This is a genomic window from Streptomyces griseofuscus (assembly GCF_014673495.1).
Lineage (GTDB): Bacteria > Actinomycetota > Actinomycetes > Streptomycetales > Streptomycetaceae > Streptomyces > Streptomyces murinus.
In genome coordinates this window covers 6,813,667-6,832,097 of record NZ_CP051006.1, presented here as the reverse complement: position 1 = coordinate 6,832,097, position 18,431 = coordinate 6,813,667, and the positions used below count along the sequence as shown (strand labels likewise).

At 71.8% G+C, this 18,431-nt stretch carries 19 protein-coding genes and 7 tRNA genes; 10 read left to right on the top strand and 16 right to left on the bottom strand.

Annotated features, from left to right (window positions below; translation table 11 throughout):
* The first annotated feature begins 130 nt into the window (after positions 1–130).
* Positions 131–1,777, top strand: a complete 1,647-nt coding sequence (locus tag HEP81_RS31130) for a hypothetical protein (protein WP_106979824.1) — start codon at positions 131–133, stop codon at positions 1,775–1,777.
* Between the two features lie 68 nt (positions 1,778–1,845).
* Here the strand turns inward: HEP81_RS31130 and HEP81_RS31125 are convergent, their stop codons facing one another.
* From HEP81_RS31125 to HEP81_RS31110, 4 genes are all read right to left on the bottom strand, one after another.
* Complete coding sequence (locus HEP81_RS31125; RefSeq protein ID WP_063755181.1) at positions 1,846–2,403, bottom strand: HIT family protein; 558 nt, start codon at positions 2,401–2,403, stop codon at positions 1,846–1,848.
* Positions 2,404–2,475: 72 nt separating this feature from the next.
* Positions 2,476–4,452 carry a threonine--tRNA ligase gene (gene thrS / locus HEP81_RS31120; protein ID WP_037651080.1) on the bottom strand — a complete coding sequence of 659 codons (1,977 nt, stop codon included), beginning with the start codon at positions 4,450–4,452 and terminating at the stop codon, positions 2,476–2,478.
* Positions 4,453–4,565: 113 nt separating this feature from the next.
* A complete protein-coding gene (locus HEP81_RS31115) occupies positions 4,566–5,780 on the bottom strand; it encodes a hypothetical protein (protein WP_037651082.1) in 1,215 nt (404 codons plus the stop codon).
* Positions 5,777–6,343: a DUF4365 domain-containing protein gene (locus HEP81_RS31110; protein WP_037651085.1), complete on the bottom strand. Its 567-nt coding sequence runs from the start codon at positions 6,341–6,343 to the stop codon at positions 5,777–5,779. Before HEP81_RS31110 ends, HEP81_RS31115 begins: the two co-directional genes overlap by 4 nt.
* Positions 6,344–6,510: 167 nt before the next feature.
* On the opposite strand from HEP81_RS31110, the gene HEP81_RS31105 reads away from it, so the two are divergent.
* Positions 6,511–7,236 (top strand): 3'-5' exonuclease, encoded by a 726-nt coding sequence (locus tag HEP81_RS31105; RefSeq protein WP_037651087.1) that lies wholly within the window; start codon positions 6,511–6,513, stop codon positions 7,234–7,236.
* Positions 7,237–7,397: 161 nt separating this feature from the next.
* Here the strand turns inward: HEP81_RS31105 and HEP81_RS31100 are convergent, their stop codons facing one another.
* From HEP81_RS31100 to HEP81_RS31080, 5 genes are all read right to left on the bottom strand, one after another.
* Positions 7,398–8,678 (bottom strand): MFS transporter, encoded by a 1,281-nt coding sequence (locus HEP81_RS31100; protein WP_051849849.1) that lies wholly within the window; start codon positions 8,676–8,678, stop codon positions 7,398–7,400.
* 145 nt (positions 8,679–8,823) lie between these two features.
* Positions 8,824–8,895 (bottom strand) — tRNA-Val (locus HEP81_RS31095).
* Positions 8,896–8,934: 39 nt separating this feature from the next.
* Positions 8,935–9,381, bottom strand: coding sequence for an SRPBCC family protein (locus HEP81_RS31090; RefSeq protein ID WP_037651089.1), 447 nt, complete (start codon positions 9,379–9,381; stop codon positions 8,935–8,937).
* A 267-nt stretch (positions 9,382–9,648) separates the two neighbouring features.
* A tRNA-Val gene (locus HEP81_RS31085) sits at positions 9,649–9,720 on the bottom strand.
* Between the two features lie 84 nt (positions 9,721–9,804).
* Positions 9,805–10,200 carry a TIGR02611 family protein gene (locus HEP81_RS31080; protein ID WP_051849850.1) on the bottom strand — a complete coding sequence of 132 codons (396 nt, stop codon included), beginning with the start codon at positions 10,198–10,200 and terminating at the stop codon, positions 9,805–9,807.
* Positions 10,201–10,390: 190 nt separating this feature from the next.
* On the opposite strand from HEP81_RS31080, the gene HEP81_RS31075 reads away from it, so the two are divergent.
* Both HEP81_RS31075 and HEP81_RS31070 read left to right on the top strand, forming a co-directional pair.
* Positions 10,391–10,804, top strand: a complete 414-nt coding sequence (locus HEP81_RS31075; RefSeq protein ID WP_004002642.1) for an SsgA family sporulation/cell division regulator — start codon at positions 10,391–10,393, stop codon at positions 10,802–10,804.
* A gap of 309 nt (positions 10,805–11,113) precedes the next feature.
* Complete coding sequence (locus HEP81_RS31070; RefSeq protein ID WP_037651091.1) at positions 11,114–11,674, top strand: CGNR zinc finger domain-containing protein; 561 nt, start codon at positions 11,114–11,116, stop codon at positions 11,672–11,674.
* Positions 11,675–11,787: 113 nt separating this feature from the next.
* Here HEP81_RS31070 and HEP81_RS31065 read toward each other — a convergent pair whose 3' ends face one another.
* Entirely contained in the window at positions 11,788–11,940 is a 153-nt protein-coding gene (locus HEP81_RS31065) for a hypothetical protein (RefSeq protein WP_164932512.1), read from the bottom strand.
* 164 nt (positions 11,941–12,104) lie between these two features.
* Positions 12,105–12,545: a type 2 periplasmic-binding domain-containing protein gene (locus tag HEP81_RS31060; RefSeq protein ID WP_037651093.1), complete on the bottom strand. Its 441-nt coding sequence runs from the start codon at positions 12,543–12,545 to the stop codon at positions 12,105–12,107.
* A gap of 281 nt (positions 12,546–12,826) precedes the next feature.
* On the opposite strand from HEP81_RS31060, the gene HEP81_RS31055 reads away from it, so the two are divergent.
* Complete coding sequence (locus HEP81_RS31055; RefSeq protein ID WP_106979825.1) at positions 12,827–13,351, top strand: DsbA family protein; 525 nt, start codon at positions 12,827–12,829, stop codon at positions 13,349–13,351.
* A gap of 48 nt (positions 13,352–13,399) precedes the next feature.
* Here the strand turns inward: HEP81_RS31055 and HEP81_RS31050 are convergent, their stop codons facing one another.
* The 3 genes from HEP81_RS31050 to HEP81_RS31040 all read right to left on the bottom strand — a co-directional run bounded on the left by HEP81_RS31050 (position 13,400) and on the right by HEP81_RS31040 (position 16,263).
* Positions 13,400–14,227, bottom strand: a complete 828-nt coding sequence (locus HEP81_RS31050; RefSeq protein ID WP_037651097.1) for a GNAT family N-acetyltransferase — start codon at positions 14,225–14,227, stop codon at positions 13,400–13,402.
* 159 nt (positions 14,228–14,386) lie between these two features.
* A complete protein-coding gene (locus tag HEP81_RS31045) occupies positions 14,387–15,211 on the bottom strand; it encodes an aminotransferase class IV (protein WP_037651099.1) in 825 nt (274 codons plus the stop codon).
* A complete protein-coding gene (locus HEP81_RS31040) occupies positions 15,208–16,263 on the bottom strand; it encodes a chorismate-binding protein (RefSeq protein ID WP_037651101.1) in 1,056 nt (351 codons plus the stop codon). Before HEP81_RS31040 ends, HEP81_RS31045 begins: the two co-directional genes overlap by 4 nt.
* A 177-nt stretch (positions 16,264–16,440) precedes the next feature.
* On the opposite strand from HEP81_RS31040, the gene HEP81_RS31035 reads away from it, so the two are divergent.
* From HEP81_RS31035 to HEP81_RS31015, 5 genes are all read left to right on the top strand, one after another.
* Positions 16,441–16,513 (top strand) — tRNA-Gly (locus HEP81_RS31035).
* 38 nt (positions 16,514–16,551) lie between these two features.
* Positions 16,552–16,625 (top strand) — tRNA-Cys (locus HEP81_RS31030).
* Between the two features lies 1 nt (position 16,626).
* Positions 16,627–16,698: transfer RNA gene (locus HEP81_RS31025), tRNA-Val, on the top strand.
* A gap of 50 nt (positions 16,699–16,748) precedes the next feature.
* Positions 16,749–16,820 (top strand) — tRNA-Val (locus tag HEP81_RS31020).
* Positions 16,821–16,849: 29 nt separating this feature from the next.
* A tRNA-Val gene (locus HEP81_RS31015) sits at positions 16,850–16,921 on the top strand.
* A 52-nt stretch (positions 16,922–16,973) separates the two neighbouring features.
* Here the strand turns inward: HEP81_RS31015 and HEP81_RS31010 are convergent.
* Positions 16,974–17,306, bottom strand: coding sequence for a TFIIB-type zinc ribbon-containing protein (locus HEP81_RS31010; protein WP_037651103.1), 333 nt, complete (start codon positions 17,304–17,306; stop codon positions 16,974–16,976).
* A gap of 110 nt (positions 17,307–17,416) precedes the next feature.
* Positions 17,417–18,316, bottom strand: a complete 900-nt coding sequence (locus HEP81_RS31005) for a phosphotransferase family protein (protein ID WP_037651104.1) — start codon at positions 18,314–18,316, stop codon at positions 17,417–17,419.
* Positions 18,317–18,431: the final 115 nt, after the last annotated feature.

The window sequence follows — 18,431 nt, the reverse complement described above, 5'->3', positions numbered from 1 at the left end:
GATACGCTGATCACCTGGGCACGTCCCGCGCCGGCCGTCCGATTCCGGTACGACGACGCGCCCAACAGGTGTGCGGGGCAGGGAAGTCGGGAAGGCCGCAGGAGCGACACCGGCGGCGATGGGGGCGGGAATGTCGTTTGGAACGGAGTGGGACGGGCCCCAGGTGCCCGTCTCCGGCGACGGCCAGCAGGCGGCGACGGCCGCCCTGGCCTCCGCGGCCTACCGGGACGGCCCGGTCGAAAAGATCAAGGACGCGGACAACGAGTGGCATCAGTCCACCGTCAAGGGCGGCAGGATCGCCCTGTTCAGGCCCAACCTCGGCGAGGCGTTCTCGCGTGCCGTCGTGGATCGCATGCTCGGCGCCGGCCGCAAGCCGCTCATCCAGTCCTTCGGCTCCGAACCCCAGTTCGTGGTCGAGCACTGCCTGGCGGCCAACAACATCCGCCGGGAGCGCGACAACCGGCTGACGCTCGTGACCGTCCTGTGCGGCGTGCTCTTCCTGCCGGGCCTGATCGGCTGGCTGCTCGTCTTCCAGCTGCGCGCCTTCGTCGCCAAGCGGGACGACAAACGGGCCGGCACCCTGGCCACCACGCTGCTCCTCGGCGTGGGCCTGCTGGCCGTGCTGTTCCTGGTGAAGATGCCCTTCGGCGGCTTCTGGGGATGGTACGCACGGGCGGCCGTGGTGCTGCCCGTCGTCGGCTGGTACCTGGCCAAGCGGATCTGCGAACGCACCGCCCAGGACCTGCGCTCCCGCTGGGACGGCCTGCTGTCCGGCAGCAGCGTCGGCATCAAGGTGCCCGAGGCGGTGCCGCGCGGCCCGGACCAGACCGCGGCCGACGCGCTGCGCGAGGCCCTGGCCCGGCTCACCGCCGAGCAGCAGTCCAACTCGGTCTTCTACGCGGGCCCCAAGGGCATACTCGGCATGGGCACCCGCTGGGGCTCCTGGCAGCTCGCCGAGGAGCTGGTGTCCGACGACCCCGGCCGGGAGATCCACCCGTTCCGCAGCTGGGACGTCATCCGCGCGATCCATGACCAGCTGGCCCTGCTGGAGCGCGGCCCGCTGAACACCGGGGGCTTCCCCAAGCCGTCGGTCAAGCACTGGATCGTCACCCCCATCCCGGAGGGCGCGGGCGCGGTGTCCCGGCCCGAGGGCGCCGACGTGGAGGCCTTCCAGGTCAAGCCGCACGCCATACAGGAAATCTGCAACAAGCAGCAGTTCGGCAAGGGCGACCGGCACTACCTGGGCGTGCAGTGGACGCTGTGGGACGGCCAGCTGGTGATCACCATGATGATCACCGTCACCGTGCTGCACGAGACGCTGCGCATCGAGGTCACCGGCCATGCGCTCGGCCCCGTCAGCGGCCTGTTCTGGAGCAAGCCGGAGGGGCGCACCAAGGAGGTCACCAAGACCTTCAAGTTCTGGGAGACCCGCAAGATCAACCTGCCCTTGATGACCACGGACGAGGTCGTACGGCTCGCCGTGCGCGCCCCGCTGGCCTGGTACCCGCCGCTGCTCAACTGGCTCGGCGGCTCACTGGGCCTGCCCGAGCCGTTCGGTCTGCGGCACGCCTGGGCCGACCAGCCGTGGAAGCACCGCTTCATGGCCGACGACGCGCTGCGCGCGGCCACTCCGGTGCTGCGGGTGGTGCACTCGGCCGCGCTCAAGGTCCTCAAGGATCACGGCGTCGACACGGAGAAGTTCGGCAACCGCTCCTCGGTGCTCAGCGGAGCGATCCAGGACCCGTCGCCGCGCAAGGCGGACCTGTACGACGCGTAGCGCGTCCGGAACCCGAAGAGGGCGCCTCCCCGTTCGGGGAGGCGCCCTCTTCCGTGCGACGTACCGGCCTACGCGGGCCAGGCGTCCGCCAGCATCTCGCGGGTGTCGGCGAGAAGCTGCGGGAGGACCTTGGTGTGGCCGACGACCGGCATGAAGTTGGTGTCGCCGCCCCAGCGGGGCACCACATGCTGGTGCAGGTGGGCGGCGATGCCGGCGCCCGCCACCGCACCCTGGTTCATGCCGATGTTGAAGCCGTGCGCCCCGGACGCGGTACGCAGGGCGGTCATCGCCTGCTTGGTCAGCTCCGCCAGCTCGGCGGTCTCGGGCCCGGTGAGCTCCGTGTAGTCGGCGACATGCCGGTAGGGCACGGTCATCAGATGGCCGCCGTTGTACGGATACAGGTTGAGGACGGCGTAGACATGCTCGCCGCGGCGGATGATCAGCCCGTCCTCGTCCGACTTGGCCGGGATCGAGCAGAAGGGACAGCCGTCTCCGGCCTCCGGGCCGCTCGGCTTGTTCTCGCCCTGGATGTAGGCCATCCGATGAGGCGTCCACAGGCGCTGGAACGCGTCCTGCGTCCCCACGCCGATCTGCTGCTCCGGCTCACTCGTCATGCTACGCAGCATATGGCGTAAGGCCCCCGTACAGGCCAGGGCCCCCGGAGACCGAAGTCCGCCGGGGGCCCTTCTCGGCCAGGGTCAGACCTGGGCCCGCTCCGCCACGATCTTGGCGATCTTGGCGATGGCCTCGTCGACCGGGATGCCGTTCTCCTGGGAGCCGTCGCGGTAGCGGAAGGAAACCGAGCCGTTCGACATGTCCTCGTCGCCCGCGATGACCATGAAGGGCACCTTCTGCTTCTGGGCGTTGCGGATCTTCTTCTGCATACGGTCCGAGGAGGAGTCCACCTCGACGCGCAGGCCCTGCTTGCGGGCCGCCGCGGCGAACTTCTCCAGGTACTCGACATGACCGTCGCCGATCGGGATGCCGAGCGCCTGCACCGGGGCCAGCCACGCCGGGAACGCGCCCGCGTAGTGCTCCAGGAGCACCGCGAAGAACCGCTCGATGGAGCCGAACAGCGCGCGGTGGATCATGACCGGGCGCTGCTTGGTGCCGTCGGAGCCGGTGAACTCCAGGTTGAACCGCTCGGGCAGGTTGAAGTCGAGCTGGATCGTCGACATCTGCCAGGTGCGGCCGATGGCGTCCTTGGCCTGGACGGAGATCTTCGGGCCGTAGAACGCGGCGCCGCCCGGGTCCGGGACCAGGGGCAGGCCCTGCTTCTCGGCGACCTGGCGCAGGGTCTCGGTCGCCTCCTCCCAGACCTCGTCGGAGCCGACGAACTTCTCCGGATCCTTGGTGGACAGCTCCAGGTAGAAGTCGGTCAGACCGTAGTCCCGCAGCAGGCCGAGGACGAAGGTGAGCGTCTTGTCCAGCTCCTCGGACATCTGCTCACGGGTGCAGTAGATGTGCGCGTCGTCCTGCGTGAAGCCGCGGGCGCGGGTGAGGCCGTGCACGACGCCCGACTTCTCGTACCGGTACACGGTTCCGAACTCGAAGAGGCGCAGCGGCAGTTCGCGGTAGGAGCGGCCGCGCGCGTCGAAGATCAGGTTGTGCATCGGGCAGTTCATGGGCTTGAGGTAGTAGTCCACGCCCTCGTCGAGCTGCATGGGCGGGTACATGCCGTCGGCGTACCAGTCCAGGTGGCCCGAGGTCTCGAAGAGCTTCCCCTTCGTCGCGTGCGGGGTGTAGACGAACTCGTAGCCCTCCTCCTCGTGGCGGCGCCGCGAGTAGTCCTCCATGGTGCGGCGGATGATGCCGCCCTTGGGGTGGAAGACGGCGAGGCCGGAGCCGATCTGCTCGGGGATGGAGAAGAGGTCCAGCTCGGCGCCGAGCTTGCGGTGGTCGCGCTTCTCGGCCTCGGCGAGGAACTCCAGGTGCGCCTTCAGCTCGTCCTTGGACGGCCAGGCGGTGCCGTAGATGCGCTGGAGCATCGGGTTCTTCTCGCTGCCGCGCCAGTAGGCGGCCGCGTTGCGCATCAGCTTGAACGCCGGGATGAGGCGGGTGGAGGGCAGATGGGGACCGCGGCAGAGGTCCTTCCAGCACAGCTCGCCGGTCTTGGCGTCCAGGTTGTCGTAGATCGTCAGCTCGCCGACGCCGACCTCGACGTCCGCGCCGTCGTCGTGCGACGCGGAACCCTTGAGGCCGATCAGCTCCAGCTTGTACGGCTCGTCGGCCAGCTCCTCGCGGGCGGCCTCGTCGGTGACGACGCGACGGGCGAACTTCTGCCCGCGCTTCTGGATCTCCTGCATCTTCTTCTCGATGGCCTTGAGATCCTCGGGCGTGAACGGCTTCTCGACGTCGAAGTCGTAGTAGAAACCGTCCTTGACCGGCGGGCCGATGCCGAGCTTGGCCTCGGGGAACAGCTCCTGCACGGCCTGCGCCATGACATGCGCGGTGGAGTGGCGCAGGATGTTCAGGCCGTCCTCGGAGGCGATCTCGACGGCCTCGACCTCGTCGCCGTCGGACAGTTCGTACGCGAGGTCCTTCAGCTCGCCGGCCACGCGCGCGGCGATGATCGAGCGCTCGCCCGCGAAGAGGTCGGCGGCCGTAGTGCCCGTCGTCACCACGCGTTCTTCCCGCTCGGAATCGCGTTGGATGATCACACGGACGTCTGACACCGGTCTCTCCTGACTGAAGGTGGGTGCGGCGCCATACCAGGAGCGCGCGCACAGGCGATCGTACCGACCCGAGGGCACCGACCGCGAAACGGTTACGGTCGGTCCCCGGCCCCTCACGCCTCCCCGCAGGCCTCCTCGAAGAAGTCCAGGTTCTCCTGGAGGGATTTCATCAGCCGGTCCCGCTCCGCCTCGTCCACCTGTACGGGTACGACCCCGGAGGCGCCGGTGAGCCTGCGGAAGCCGCCGCGCCGCTCCAGCCGGCCGTGCACCCGCACCGGGAGGCCGACGAGATGGGCGTGGCCCGCGATCCGGTAGTCCTCCTCGTCCAGGGTCACGCGGACGTGCGGCACCTCGGCGCCCGCGAGGACACGCAGTCGTACGGTGCCCTCGCCGCGCGGGCCGGAGCGGCGCAGCCGCACCACCGCGCCGGTGATCCGCACGGCCTCGGAGGGTTCCTCATGCAGATAGCGGGCCGCGGCCTCGCGCAGCACGGGCAGGTCGCCGGGGGAGAACTCGACGGATTCGGCGCCCGGGGCGCAGCCCTCGGGGACGCCGGCGGCGGGTGCCCAGGCGACGGCGACCCCGGCGCCCTCGGTGCCCCGCACCAGCGCGCCGATGGCCTCGGTCAGCTCGCGGCTGACGCCGGCTTCGACGGCGCCGTCGAAGGCGTCCATGCCGCCGGTGGCGCGCCGGTAGTCGATGGCCTCGCGGGCGGCGTACAGGGCCTGGTGGAGGCGGACGGCGAGGGGGCGGGCGACGGCGACGGGCGCGAAGGCGGTCAGCCGGCCGTCCTCGGTGGCGGGTCCGACGAGGACGTCGTCGAGGAGGGCGGTGGCGGCGCGGCGGTGGCGGGCGCCGTGGTAGCCGGCCCTGGCGCGGGTGGCGAGGGCCGCGGCGAGCAGCAACTGGCGTCCGGCGTCGCGCAGTTGCTCCTCGTGGCCCCAGGAGGCGGCGCCGGCCGGGCCGCTCGGGGTGTCGCGCCACCAGCGGATCTCGTCGCTGGGCACGGCGAGGCAGATCAGCACCTCGCGGGCGGCGGGGGTGTCGCTGCGGGCGAGGGCGTCCAGGGCCTCGGTGAGGAGGTCGTCGCTGTCGGGGTAGGCGCGGCTCTCGGGGACCAGCAGGCTGGTCCCGGCGCCGCTCGGTCCTGGCGGGGTCCAGCGGCCGTAGCGTCCGGCGGCCCCGCCGCGGCGCTGCCAGCCGTGCCGGCGCAGCAGGGCGGCGAGGACGGCGGGGTCGACGTCGGCGGGGCTCGGGGGGCGGTGCCAGGGGAGGGCGCCCGGGCGCGGCCGCGGCGGCACCTGCTCCTCGTCGGGACGGATCCTCATGGTCTGCCTCCCGTCCCGACGCGGGTCATGATCTCGCACAGCGCCCGGTCGTCGAAGATGCGTGTGGTCGGTATCCGCACGGTGGTCCGGGTCCGGCCGGTGAGCGGGTGGCCGGCCAGGTTGACCCAGTAGCAGCAGTGCCTCAGGTCGAGCCGGTCGTGGCCGGCGCGCAGCCAGTCGTCCTGGGCGCGCGGGACCAGCATCACGACGAGGATCTTGTGCACCGAGACGGGTGTGCGGGCGAGCTTGCGCAGATGGTCGTTGTCGAGCGTGAAGGAGAAGGTGCGGCCCGGGGGGTGGGGCGGTATCTGGTACGTGGCCTTGAGCTGGACCTTGATGGTGACCTCGTCGTCGACGGTGTGGCCGGGCGCGCTGTGGCTGACGTGCCAGTCGATGCCGTTGTCCGGGAAGGGCTGGGACAGCGAGCAGCCGGCCGCGGCGGCGACCGCGTGCAGATAGCCGACCTGGAGTGTCTCCATGCAGGCGGTGGTGGCGAGCGAGCCGCGGACGGTGCCCGTGCGCTCGGGCAGCAGCCCGCCGCGCTCGGGCTGCAAAGTGGCCATGACCAACAGCCTTCCGAGCCAAGAGTTTCCCCGCTGCGGGCTGCTGAACTGCAAAGACCCGTACTCCTGTTGTCTCCGTCCGGCGTACGGCGCAAACGGCCCGGGTATCACCAAACTGGCAGAAGACGGTACGTCATCTGCCGTGGGTGAACGAGGAGTTGGGTGGGATGACGTACTGGTACGAGGGGCCGTTGGCCGCCTTCGACACGGAGACCACGGGTGTGGACGTCGAGACCGACCGGATCGTGTCGGCCGCCGTCGTCGTCCAGGACGCACCGGAGACGCTGCCCCGCGTCTCGCGCTGGCTGGTGAACCCGGGGGTTCCGGTGCCGGCGGGGGCGATAGCGGTGCACGGGCTGACGGAGGAGCACCTCCAGCGCAACGGGCGCTGGCCGGCGCCGGTGATGTTCGAGATAGCCGAGCAGCTGGCGGAGCACGCGGCGCGGGGGCGCCCGCTGGTGGTGATGAACGCGCCGTTCGATCTGACGCTGCTGGACCGGGAGTTGCGCCGGCACCGGGCGTCGTCGCTGGAGCGGTGGTTCCCTTCGGTGCCGCTGCGGGTGCTGGATCCGCGGGTGCTGGACAAGCATCTGGACCGCTATCGCAAGGGGCGCCGCACGCTGACGGATCTGTGCGCGCATTACGGCGTGGAACTGGAGGGGGCGCACGACGCGGCGGCGGACGCGCTGGCCGCGCTGGAGGTGGTGCGCGCGCTGGGCCGCCGCTTCGCCACCCGCCTCGAACGCCTCTCCCCCGCCGAGCTGCACACCCTCCAGGCCAACTGGCATGCCGCCCAGGCCCGCGGCCTCCAGTCCTGGTTCGCCCGCAACGGCTCGGACGAGACGGTCAGCACGGAGTGGCCGCTGCGGCCGGAGATGCCGGCGGCGGCGTAGGGCCTCTTGTGTGGATCACGCCGGGCCGATCCAGACGAAAGACCCCAGGGCCTTCGGTGCTTCGACGCGTGAGTCCGGCCGTGTCGTCGGCGCCGGTGTGCGTGGTGTGAGCACCGCGGGGGCCGTGTCGCGCCCTGTGTGCGAGGCCCCCGGACAAGGGGTCAGGCCGTGCCCGTCGCCTTGTCCGGCGCGGGCTCGCACAGGGAGCGGGGGCCGTCGACCGGTGTGTCCGCGGGCTGTTCGAGGCGCAGATTGCGCACGCCGGGCGCCAGTGCGGCAGCGACGCAGACGGTGGCGACCAGGACGGCCGTGAGCGCGAAGGGCAGTCTGGCGCCCCAGGCGTGCAGCGCGATCGGGGCAAGGATGACGCCGAGGGGCTGTGCGGCGAGCGAGACCAGCCAGTCATAGGAGCTGACCCGGGCGAGCACGCGCTGCGGGACGGCCGTCTGCACCGTGGTCTGCCAGGTGGGGTTCAGGAAGCCGAGGCCGGCCATGGCGACGCCGTACCCGGCCACGAGCACGGGCACCGGGGCCCCGATCGCGAAGAGGGTCAGGGGCACGGCGTAGCTGGCCAGGACCAGGTTGCCGGCGAGGATCGGGCGCCGGGGGCGGGCGCGTCCGGCCAGTAGCGAGCCGGCCAGCAGGCCGATGCCGCCGGCCTGTGTCACCGCGATCCAGGTGCCCTGTCCGCCGAGCCGGGTGACCGCGACGAGCGGGCCGAGGGTGAGCAGGATGTTGGCGGCGAAGTTCCAGGTGGCGTGTGCGATCAGGCTGATCCAGTACCAGTCCCGGGCGCGCACCTCGGCCCAGCCCTCGACCAGTCCGGCGAGGATCGCGCGGCGGGCGCCGGGCGGCGGCCCGTCCCGGTTCAGGCGGACGAGGAGCAGCATGGTGGCGCTGACGGCGAAGGCGGCGGAGTCGAGGACGAAGACCCAGCCGATGCCGAGCGCCCAGATCAGCGCGCCGGCGAGGGCGGGTCCTGCCAGTTGGGAGATGCTCTTGGCCACGCCCATCAGTGAGTTGGCCTCCTGCCGCTCCGGTCCGGGGCCGGGTACGGCCCGGGTGACGAGCGGTGCGAGGTTGGGGAGGCTGACGGCCGAGGCCACCCCCGCCACGGCCTGGGCGGTGGCGATCAGCGGGATCGAGGGGTGGCCGCCGATCAGTTGGACGGCGACGAGGGCCTGGGTGGCGACCCGGGTGAGGTCGGCGCCGAAGGCCACCCAGCGGGTGTTGTACCGGTCGGCCACGACGCCGGCCACGGGCAGCGCGAGCAGCCGGGCGCCCAGGGCGCAGCCGAGCACCACGGCCAGAGCGGTCGCCGAGCCGGTCACCTCGATCACGGCGAGGCTCAGAGCGGTGGGCACCAGGGCGTCGCTGAGCGTGGACATGGTGCGGCTGGCGAAGAGCAGCCGGAAGTCGCGGAGCCGGAGCGGATGAGTCACTCCGGCATCCTGCCGTCCCCCGGTACCGGGGGCGACGGGTGGTCCCGTCGGCGCATCACCGGTGCCCGGCCGCCCAGTTGTCCGGGCCGCCCCTCCTCGACAGCAAAAAGAGCCGGTCCGCTGCTGCGGACCGGCTCTTTCCCGGTGGGCGATACTGGGTTCGAACCAGTGACCTCTTCGGTGTGAACGAAGCGCTCTCCCACTGAGCTAATCGCCCGGGAACGCACTGAACAATACAGGTCCCGACGCCGATCCTTCAAACCGCTCGCAGCCGCCGCAGCAGTCCGCGCCGTCCGGCACGCATCATCAGGCGGTGGTTGGCACGGAAGACCGCGCGGCCCGGCACGGCCAGCCGCCGGAGCAGGGGCTTGCGGACGTCGACCTCCTGCTCGTAGACGGCGAGCGTCCCGGAGCCCGCGGCGGTGACCGTCCAGCGGGCCCAGCCCTCGATGTCGCCGCTCATGGCGATCTCCAGGATCCCGGCGGCCGGATCGCGGCGCCGCTCGTGCGCGGTGAAGGTCATGGCGTACGGCAACGCCGAGCGAATGGTGAGGATGCCGGTGGCGTCGTCGAGCCGGGTCACCGAGCGCACCTGGGGCCACCAGTGGGGGTAGTCCTCGGGTCGTTCCAGTACGGCGAAGACGGCGGCCGGCGGCATGGGCAGGTGCCATGGGCTGCGGAAGCGGTAGTGGTTCCAGTCCATGCGCCGAGTCTGCCCGCCCCCGGGCGGCCGGCCGCGCCGGACACTGAGGAGGGCTCAGATCGCTTACCGCATACCGGTGTTGGGACAACACGGAATTCCCCGCTCCAGGTGCGCCGCGCGGAAAAGTCCGCAGCTTTCCGGAAATCCCGGATAGTTTCGGCCAGTTGTGTGTGACCGGAACTTCTTCCGCCGGGTGACGGTTCGTCACGGCCGACGAATACGACGACGGCCCATCCGCTCTTTCGCGGATGGGCCGTCGGTCCGGGGTGGGCGATACTGGGTTCGAACCAGTGACCTCTTCGGTGTGAACGAAGCGCTCTCCCACTGAGCTAATCGCCCGGGCACAGGAAGAAGATTACCCCATGTCAGGCGGTGCCTTCGACCAGCGGCCCGCCGGTGCCCGCGCGGGGCGGTACGAGCGGCTCACCGGCCCTTGATCTTCCAGGGCGGCACGAGTCCGAACCGCCACAGATAGATCGTGCACAGCACCACGATGATCACCGCTCCGGTCACGGTCAGGGCGATGTTGCGGCGGCGCACCTCGGGATCCAGGGCGCGCTGTGCCGCCTCGGTGACCTTGCGTTTGGTCCAGCGGAGCACGACCTGGGCCCAGACGAACTCGGTCGCCCAGATCGCCATGCCCGCGAAGATCACCACCCAGCCCGGTCCGGGCAGCGCGAGCATGGCGACGCCGGCGATCACGACCGCGAGGCCGATCACGAAGACGCCGGCCTGCCAGCCGCGGTGCAGCAGGCTGCGCGCCTTGATGAATTCCGGCGCGCGGGACCCGAGCCCAGAGTGGTCACTCCCCGTATTCATACCGACAACGCTACCCGAGTGATTCACATCACTGGAATGGTCGTAGATCCGGTACGAGTTCTCGGCCGGAAGAGTGTCGTAAACATACGCAAAACCCTCAGAGGGGTTTACAACGGCACCGTAGGTGGCATGTCGATTTCGCCGACGTGCGAATCCCCGAGCGCACACTGAGCGAAAGGCCCTGGCGCTTATGAACACCACGGTCAGCTGCGAGCTGCACCTGCGCCTCGTTGTGTCGAGCGAGTCCTCCCTGCCTGTCCCCGCAGGCCTGCGGTACGACACGGCCGACCCCTACGCCGTGCACGCCACCTTCCACACCGGAGCCGAGGAGACCGTCGAGTGGGTGTTCGCCCGCGACCTTCTCGCCGAGGGGCTGCATAGGCCCACCGGAACCGGAGACGTCCGCGTCTGGCCGTCCCGCAGCCACGGTCAGGGCGTTGTCTGCATCGCCCTCAGCTCCCCTGAGGGGGAGGCCCTGCTCGAGGCGCCCGCACGGGCCCTCGAGTCCTTCCTGAAGCGAACCGACGCCGCCGTGCCGCCCGGCACGGAGCACCGGCACTTCGATCTGGACCAGGAGCTCTCCCACATCCTGGCGGAAAGCTAGCCCGCCCTTCTGAGCAGCCCGGCGCCGTCCACTCGGGGAGACGGCGCGGGCCAGGACAACCGCATACGGCACGGGCCGGCGCCGTCACCGTGAGCGCTCACGGAACGGCGTCGGTCCGTCCGCGCGCCTGCGCGTACCGCGCCCCGGCGGCCCGGAGCGGGCGTACGGCGACTTCCGGGAACCCCCGGGGCCCCGGCGGCGTTCCACCGGCAGTCGGGGCTGGACAAGGCCCGTGCGGCGGGCGCGTTGTCGCTACCATCGGCCAGCATCGGCGGGCGCCTGCCCGACCCCCAGGCCAGGGAGCGAAACGTGCTGATCACCCATGACACCCGGTGCGCCCTCGACACCGTGGTGGACCTGGTGAACACCGCGCCGGAGGACGAGACGGCGCCGGAGGGGCTGCCCGATGTCCCGGCCCTCGCGGAATTCGTACGAAACCACGAGGTCAGCGATGTCGGCGTGGTGTCCTCCGCCGATCTCTCGGCCGTGCGGGCGGTCCGGGCGCGGTTCGCGGCGATCTTCGCGGCCCCGGACGCCAGAAGCGCCGCCGGGCTGATCAACGAGCTGGTCGCGGCGGCGAGCACCACCCCGCGGCTGACCGATCACGACGGCTACGACTGGCATGTCCACTACTACGCCCCGGGTTCCTCCGTGGCCGACCACCTCGCGGCCGACTGCGGGATGGCCCTGGCCTTCTTCGTCGTCGCCGGTGAGGAGGAGCGGCTGCGCCGCTGCGAGGCCCCGGACTGCCGCCGCGCCTTCGTGGACCTCTCCCGCAATCGCTCCCGCCGCTACTGCGACAGCCGCACCTGCGGCAACCGTCTGCACGTGGCCGCCTACCGGGCGCGCCGGAAGGAAGCGACCGGCTGACCTCTGTGGTCCGGGCGGGTGAATCCGGCCGGGCCGGCGCCCCTGTGGACGGCGGTCGCGGTCCGCGGGCGACGTCGGTCCCGGCGGGTGGCGCCGGGACGGACGTGTACGGCTCACAGCAACAGCAGATCGTGCAGCGCCGCCATGAGGATCAGACACCCAATCACCGCAAGGAAGATCATCAGCGGTGGCTGGGAGAGGGCGAAGAGGCACCCGCGCGGCTCGTCCTTCGGCGGCGCGGCCTCGCTCTGTGTCGTATCCAGCATCTCGCGGCTGATGATGGCCTACCGGGAACCCCGTAAGCGATCAAGACGCACGATCTTGCGAGAGTTCGCCGAATCCCATGATCTTGCTTCCGGCTCGCTTCGGCTGGTGAACGAATCAGGACGTCCGCGGACTCACTGTGACGATCCGGCAAGTCATGTGACTGTCATATGCCGTGCTTCTTGAGGATCGCCTCGATGTCGCTGAAGTCGTCGCCGGACGCCGGGCGCTTGCCCTGTTGTCCCTGTCCCTTGCCCTGACTCTGGCGCAGGGCCGGGGTGGAGGAGGCGGGTGCGGTGGTGCCCGGGCGTATCGACCCGGTGTCGGTCGCCGCGTCCGCGCCCGCGCCGGTCCTGCGGCGCTCCACCGCGCGGGTGGTGGCGAACAGCAGCCAGGCCCCGGCCAGCACGCCGAAGCCGGCCCAGGCGGTGGGGCTGAGGGCGGTGTCCGAGAGCCAGCCCACGACGCCGGTCATCACCAGGCCGACCGGCACCAGCGAGTAGGCCGCGATGCGGGCCGCCGCCAGGAAGCGTCTGCGGTAGGCCGTGACCACCGCGATTCCCAGGCCCGCCGCGGACACGGCGGAGCAGACTGTCTCGGCGATCATCCGGTCCTCCAGGCGGGCTCGGTCGGGTGGCGGGCACACACCGCGGAAGCGGCACCGCGGCACCGCCGACGTGCGCTTCGTCCCTTCCATCCTGCACCGCCCGGCCCGTGCGGGGCCATGGTCCCGGCCACAGATCAGGGTGATCTCCGGGTCGTCTCCTCCTCGGGTGCCGGCGGCGGGGCACGCGAAGGGGGCGGCGACGCCGAACCCCTACAGGGCGCCGCGGACCCGGGGCAGGTCCGGATTGGGGTGGTCGTGGCCGGCCTGGAAGACTGGGGCGTATGAGCGACTCCTCCCCCGTGCGCCCCGACGCCGTCGTCCTCGACGTCTGGTGCGAACTCCAGTGCCCCGACTGCCGTACCGCCCTCGACGACGTGCGCGCCCTGCGTGCCCGTTACGGCGACCGGCTGGACGTACGGCTGCGGCACTTCCCGCTGGAGCGGCACCAGCACGCCTTCGCCGCCGCGCAGGCCGTCGAGGAGGCGCTGGCGCAGGGCGACGGCTGGCCGTACGTGGAGGCCGTCCTGGCGCGGGTCGACGAGCTGGGCCGTACGGGAGAACCCCTGCTGGTCGAGGTGGCCCGTGAACTCGGCCTGGACGCCGAGGAATTCGACACCGCGCTGATCGACGGCCGGCACATCCTGATCGTCGACGCCGACCAGGCCGAGGGCAAGGCGATCGGTGTGACCGGCACCCCGACGTACGTCATCGGCGGCGAGCGACTGGACGGCGGCAAGAGCCAGGAGGGGCTGCGCTCCCGGATCGAGGAGATCGCGGACCGGCTGCTGGGCGAGCAGGAGGGCTGAGGCCGCCGGGTCCCGCGGGTCGGGCGGCATCATGCGGCGCCGCCCCGCCTACAGCAGCGGCTTCGACAAGGAGTACGTCACCGTCTCGTAGCCGAGCGACTCGTACAGCCGCTCCGCCGGGGTGTTGCCCGCGAACACGTTGAGACCGAGGAGCGGGCGGCCGGACGCCAGTGCCTGGCGTTCCGCGAGGAGCATCAGGGCCCTGCCGTATCCCCGGCCGCGCTCGGCCGCGACGGTCTCGACGTCGTACACGTACGCCCTGTCCTCCCGCAGGGCCAGCCACAGGGTGCCGACCAGGGTTCCCGCCCGCTCCAGGACGCTGAGGAGCATGCCCTCGGTCGCGAGGCCGTGCGGCAGCAGCCGGGCCTGGTCGTCGTGGGCCTTGGCGCGGGCGACGGTCTCGGGCACGCCCCGCTCGGACCAGTTGCGGGTGTACCGCTCGCGCTCGCGGGCCCGCCAGTGCGTGAACTCGGCCTCGGTCATGGGCCGTTCGCGGATCTCCGGCGGCAGCGCGGGCGGGGCGGTGCCGAGGCGTTTCGTCATGCCCCGGTTGCGAAGGGTGTAGCCGAGGGCGTCGAAGAGCCGTAGCGCGCCGTCCGCTGCGGCCGCGGGCACCACGGTCTCGATCTGCCGGCAGCCCCAGCCGCGCGCCACCTCCTCCGCGGCGAGCGCGGCGACCGTCCCCCGGCCGCGGCGGCGGTCCCCGTCGGCGATCGTCAGCTCGTCGATGCGGCCCACCGTGTCCCCGAGGGTCGGCGAGGTGCCGAGGCGGATCTCGCCGACGGGACGGCTGTTCACGCACACCTGGTAGCGGCGCGAGCGCGTGCCGTCGGGATGCTGCTGAAGCGGCTCGGCCGGCCGCAGGGTCGTGGTCATCACCCCTGTTCTACCCACGCGTTCCGCCCACGGCACGGGCCGGGTCAGCCGGTTCGGCCGGTTCGCCGGGTGCCGACCCGGGCGACGGAGGGCGGCCCAGCCGACAGGGCGCGGCCCGGGCAGCGGGGTGCGGCCCGGGCCGGTGAAACGGGCGGCGCGTCAGCGCGGGTCGAGGTCCTGCCCCGAGCGCTCCTCGAAGATCCGCATCGCCTTGGCGGTCACCGGGCCCGGCGCGCCCGGGAGTTCGCGGTCGTCCACCCGGTGCACGGCCTGGATGTCGCGCAGGGTGGAGGTCAGGAAGATCTCGTCGGCGCGGTCCAGCACGTCGAGCGGGAGGTCGGTCTCCGTGGCGCCGGTCCATTCGACGGCGAGGGCGCGGGTGATGCCGGGGAGGCAGCCGGAGGAGACCGGCGGGGTGTGGATCTCGCCGTTCAGGACGACGAAGACGTTCGAGCCGGTGCCCTCGCACAGTTGGTCGACCGTGTTGGCGAACAGGGCCTCGGAGGCGCCCCGTTCGTGGGCGCGGGCGAGGGCGACGACGTTCTCGGCGTACGAGGTGGTCTTCAGGCCGGTCAGGGCGCCGCGCTCGTTACGGGTCCAGGGCACGGTGATCACGGCCGTGCTGTCGGGCCGGCGGGCGGTCTCGCCGAGGGCGACCACCAGGGTCGGGCCGTGCTCGCCGCGGTCGGAGCCGAGCGGGCCGTGGCCGCCGGTGTAGGTGATCCGCAGCCGGCCGAGCGGCATCGGGTTGGCCGCGAGCACGGCGGCGCACGCCTCGCGGATCTCGTCGTGGTCGGGGTCGGGCAGCCCGAGGCCCCGGGCCGAGCGGGTCAGCCGGTCGAGGTGCCGGGTGAGCGCGAAGGTACGCCCCTCGGCCGCCTTGACCGTCTCGAAGATGCCGTCGCCGACGGTCAGCCCGTGGTCGAACACGGACACCCGGGCGGAATCCGCGTCCCGCAGCCCGCCGTCCAGCCAGATCTTCATACGCACGCCTCTCCACTCGCCTCGTACGCCCCCGACGCTACCGCGAGCAGCCGGGACGCCTTCAGTTCGGTCTCCCGCCACTCCCCCTCCGGGTCCGACCCCCAGGTGATCCCGGCGCCGGAGCCGAAACGCAGGACGCCCTCGGCTCGGTCGATCCAGAAGGTGCGGATGCCCACGGCCAGCTCGGCGGTGCCTCGATCGGCGTCCACCCAGCCGATGCCGCCGCAGTAGGGGCCGCGCGGTACCGGCTCCAGGGCCTCGATGATCCGCAGGGCGCTGGACTTGGGCGCGCCGGTGACGGAGCCGGGCGGGAAGGCGGCGCCGAGCAGCTCGGGCCAGCCGGCGTCGGCGCGCAGCTCGCCGCGGACGGCGGAGACGAGGTGGACGAGCCCGGGGTGCTTCTCCACGACGCACAGGTCGGGGACGGTGACGCTGCCGGTGGCGCAGACGCGCCCGATATCGTTGCGGACCAGGTCCACGATCATCACGTTCTCGGCGTAGTCCTTCTCCAGCAGGTCCGCCTCGGTGCGGCCGGTGCCCTTGATGGGGCCCGACTCCACGGTGCGGCCAAAGCGGCGCAGGAACAGTTCCGGGGAGGCGGTGGCGATCTCCACGCCGTGCGCGGGCAGCCGGATCGTTCCCGCGTACGGCGCCGGGTTGCCGCGGGCCAGCAGGGCGGCCAGGGCGTCCACGTCGGCGTCGGGGGCGATCGGCGCGCTGAGCACTCGGCAGAGATTGGCCTGGTAAACCTCGCCGGCCGCTATGTGGGCGCGGATACGGCGCACGGCCGCGGTGTAGGCGGCGCGGTCCAGGGAGGTGGCCCAGTCCCCCACCGCGGGGCCCTGCCAGCCGCCGGGCACCGGGGCGGGCACCGGGGCATGTCGTACGTCCGCGAAGCGTGCGCAGGTCAGACGGCCCTCGAAGTCCGCGCACACGGCCCAGAAGCCCGTGGACTCCAGGGCGGCGGGATCGCTGGTGACATCGAGGAGGCCGGTGGCGAGGCGGTCGCCGAAGCGGGCCAGCGGGGGAAGGCCAGGAGCATGGTGGAGCACATGCCCGAGTCTAGGTGGGTGTCCCGGAGGTGACCCGGGGATGTCCCGGAGGGGCCCCTGACCATCGGGTCCGCCGGGTGCACCGCAGCACGCTGCGCAAACGCGTTTTTGTACTGGCCCGGGAATCCGCTAGAGTTCAACACGTCGCCGGGACGCGGAAGCGGACCGAAACGACAGGCGGACGTAGCTCAGTTGGTAGAGCGCAACCTTGCCAAGGTTGAGGTCGCGAGTTCGAGCCTCGTCGTCCGCTCGAAGGAAGAAGGGGTCATCCTGATCCCCTACACTCCTGGTGGAGTGGCCGAGAGGCGAGGCAACGGCCTGCAAAGCCGTCTACACGGGTTCAAATCCCGTCTCCACCTCCAAGGACGATTAGCTCAGCGGGAGAGCGCTTCCCTGACACGGAAGAGGTCACTGGTTCAATCCCAGTATCGTCCACTGGATCCCCGGTCCGTCCGGGGATCCCGGGTCTCTCGAAGATCCACCCCGCGCGATTAGCTCAGCGGGAGAGCGCTTCCCTGACACGGAAGAGGTCACTGGTTCAATCCCAGTATCGCGCACTGACCGTGATCCCCGGATCACCGTCCGCGGACGATTAGCTCAGCGGGAGAGCGCTTCCCTGACACGGAAGAGGTCACTGGTTCAATCCCAGTATCGTCCACACACCGAGAAGCCCCCGGCCGTTTCCACGGCCGGGGGCTTCTGCGTGGGCCTCAGCTGGAGAACAGCATGTGCGTGAAGCTCCGGTGGTGGCGATCGTGGTGGCCATGATGCCCGTGATGCCCGTGCTCGTAGTGCCCACCGCCGTGACCGCCGCCATGGCCGCCGTACGGGGCGCCCCAGGCGGGCGCGGTCGGGGCCGGGTACCCCCCGGGGGCGGCGGGCGGGGCCGGCGGGACGGGCTTGACCCACTGGGACTCCACCTGGGTCAGCGCCTCCAGCTCGCCGTAGTCGAGGAAGATGCCGCGGCACCCGCTGCACTGCTCGATCTGGACGCCGCTGCGGTTGTACGTCTGCATGGGTGCGTGGCACTTCGGACACTGCATCGTCGGCTCAACTCCTCGCCGGTCGGTACTGCTTGGCGGTTCTCCAGCACAGACTCCGTTTCACCTCGCGTGGTTGCAATGTCTTCGCGGAGGACCCCGGCCCGCGCTGTTCAGCCTGCGGGCATACGGGCACAGGCGTCGACGACGGCCTGTTCGATCTCGTCCAGCGGGCGGTCCGCCGCGAGCGCCTTGGTGATCGCCAGGGCGGCCGTCTGGACGGTGAGGGCGCGGGCCGGGACGTCCAGGGCGGGCCAGGGGTCACCGGTCGCGGGCACGGCGGGGCCGTTCGCCTCCTGGTAGGCGGTCAGGAAGCGGGTCCAGTCGTCGGGCGGGAGGAGTCCGCAGGCGTACCAGGCGGCGGGGCGGGCGAGGTCCCAGGCGGGGACGCCGAGTCCCAGGTCGTCCACGTCGATCAGCCGCCAGGGGCCGTCGGGGGCGGGGTGCCGGACGAGTTGGCCGAGGTGGAGGTCGCCGTGGCAGAGGAGGGCGGGCCCGGGCATCGGGGCCTCGGCGCGGGCCCAGGCGGGGAGGGCGGCCCAGGCGTGGAGGACGGGGCGGGCGGCGGGGTGCGGGTGCGCGTGGACGGCGGCGCGGAGCCGGGTGACGGCACGGGCGGCCTTGGCGGGGCCGCGCATCGGGGGCAGCGCCGGGTGGGGGGTGCTGCGGTGCAGCAGGGCGAGGAGGGTGGCCACGGCTGCCCAGGGGGCGGCGGCGGGGGTGTCGGGGTCCACGGGGGTGCCGTACGGCCAGGAGGTGATCAGGCGGTCGTGCAGTTCCTCCGCGGTGGTGGTGAGCGGGGGCAGCAGGACGCCGGGCAGTGCGGCGGCCGTTTCGAGGCGCCGGGTCAGCCGGGCGGGGTCGGTGCCGGGGGCGTGGGCCTTGACGACGGTGTCCCCGAGGCGGAGGACGGTGGCGTCGGGGCGGTCGGCGAGGGTGGTGGGGGCGGTGGGAGTACCGGCGGGGGTGCCTGCGGCGCGGATGTGTGCCGTGAGCGCGGGGAGGATGGTCACGGGGCCTCGGGTGGTCGGGGTGAAGTGAGGGGTACGACGGTGGAGTGGAGGGTGCCGGTTCCCGTACGGAGGCGCCCTGAAGGGGTGCGGGGAACCGCGCGAGCGGCCATCGGGG

Excerpts from the sequence above, each read along its gene's own strand:
- HEP81_RS31130 (WP_106979824.1), top strand. The coding sequence starts at position 131 with ATGTCGTTTGGAACGGAGTGGGACGGGCCCCAGGTGCCCGTCTCCGGC.
- HEP81_RS31125 (WP_063755181.1), bottom strand. The coding sequence starts at position 2,403 with ATGCTGCGTAGCATGACGAGTGAGCCGGAGCAGCAGATCGGCGTGGGG.
- HEP81_RS31115 (WP_037651082.1), bottom strand. The coding sequence starts at position 5,780 with ATGAGGATCCGTCCCGACGAGGAGCAGGTGCCGCCGCGGCCGCGCCCG.
- HEP81_RS31110 (WP_037651085.1), bottom strand. The coding sequence starts at position 6,343 with ATGGCCACTTTGCAGCCCGAGCGCGGCGGGCTGCTGCCCGAGCGCACG.
- HEP81_RS31105 (WP_037651087.1), top strand. The coding sequence starts at position 6,511 with ATGACGTACTGGTACGAGGGGCCGTTGGCCGCCTTCGACACGGAGACC.
- HEP81_RS31090 (WP_037651089.1), bottom strand. The coding sequence starts at position 9,381 with ATGGACTGGAACCACTACCGCTTCCGCAGCCCATGGCACCTGCCCATG.
- HEP81_RS31080 (WP_051849850.1), bottom strand. The coding sequence starts at position 10,200 with ATGAATACGGGGAGTGACCACTCTGGGCTCGGGTCCCGCGCGCCGGAA.
- HEP81_RS31075 (WP_004002642.1), top strand. The coding sequence starts at position 10,391 with ATGAACACCACGGTCAGCTGCGAGCTGCACCTGCGCCTCGTTGTGTCG.
- HEP81_RS31065 (WP_164932512.1), bottom strand. The coding sequence starts at position 11,940 with ATGCTGGATACGACACAGAGCGAGGCCGCGCCGCCGAAGGACGAGCCG.
- HEP81_RS31060 (WP_037651093.1), bottom strand. The coding sequence starts at position 12,545 with ATGATCGCCGAGACAGTCTGCTCCGCCGTGTCCGCGGCGGGCCTGGGA.
- HEP81_RS31055 (WP_106979825.1), top strand. The coding sequence starts at position 12,827 with ATGAGCGACTCCTCCCCCGTGCGCCCCGACGCCGTCGTCCTCGACGTC.
- HEP81_RS31050 (WP_037651097.1), bottom strand. The coding sequence starts at position 14,227 with ATGACCACGACCCTGCGGCCGGCCGAGCCGCTTCAGCAGCATCCCGAC.
- HEP81_RS31045 (WP_037651099.1), bottom strand. The coding sequence starts at position 15,211 with ATGAAGATCTGGCTGGACGGCGGGCTGCGGGACGCGGATTCCGCCCGG.
- HEP81_RS31010 (WP_037651103.1), bottom strand. The coding sequence starts at position 17,306 with ATGCAGTGTCCGAAGTGCCACGCACCCATGCAGACGTACAACCGCAGC.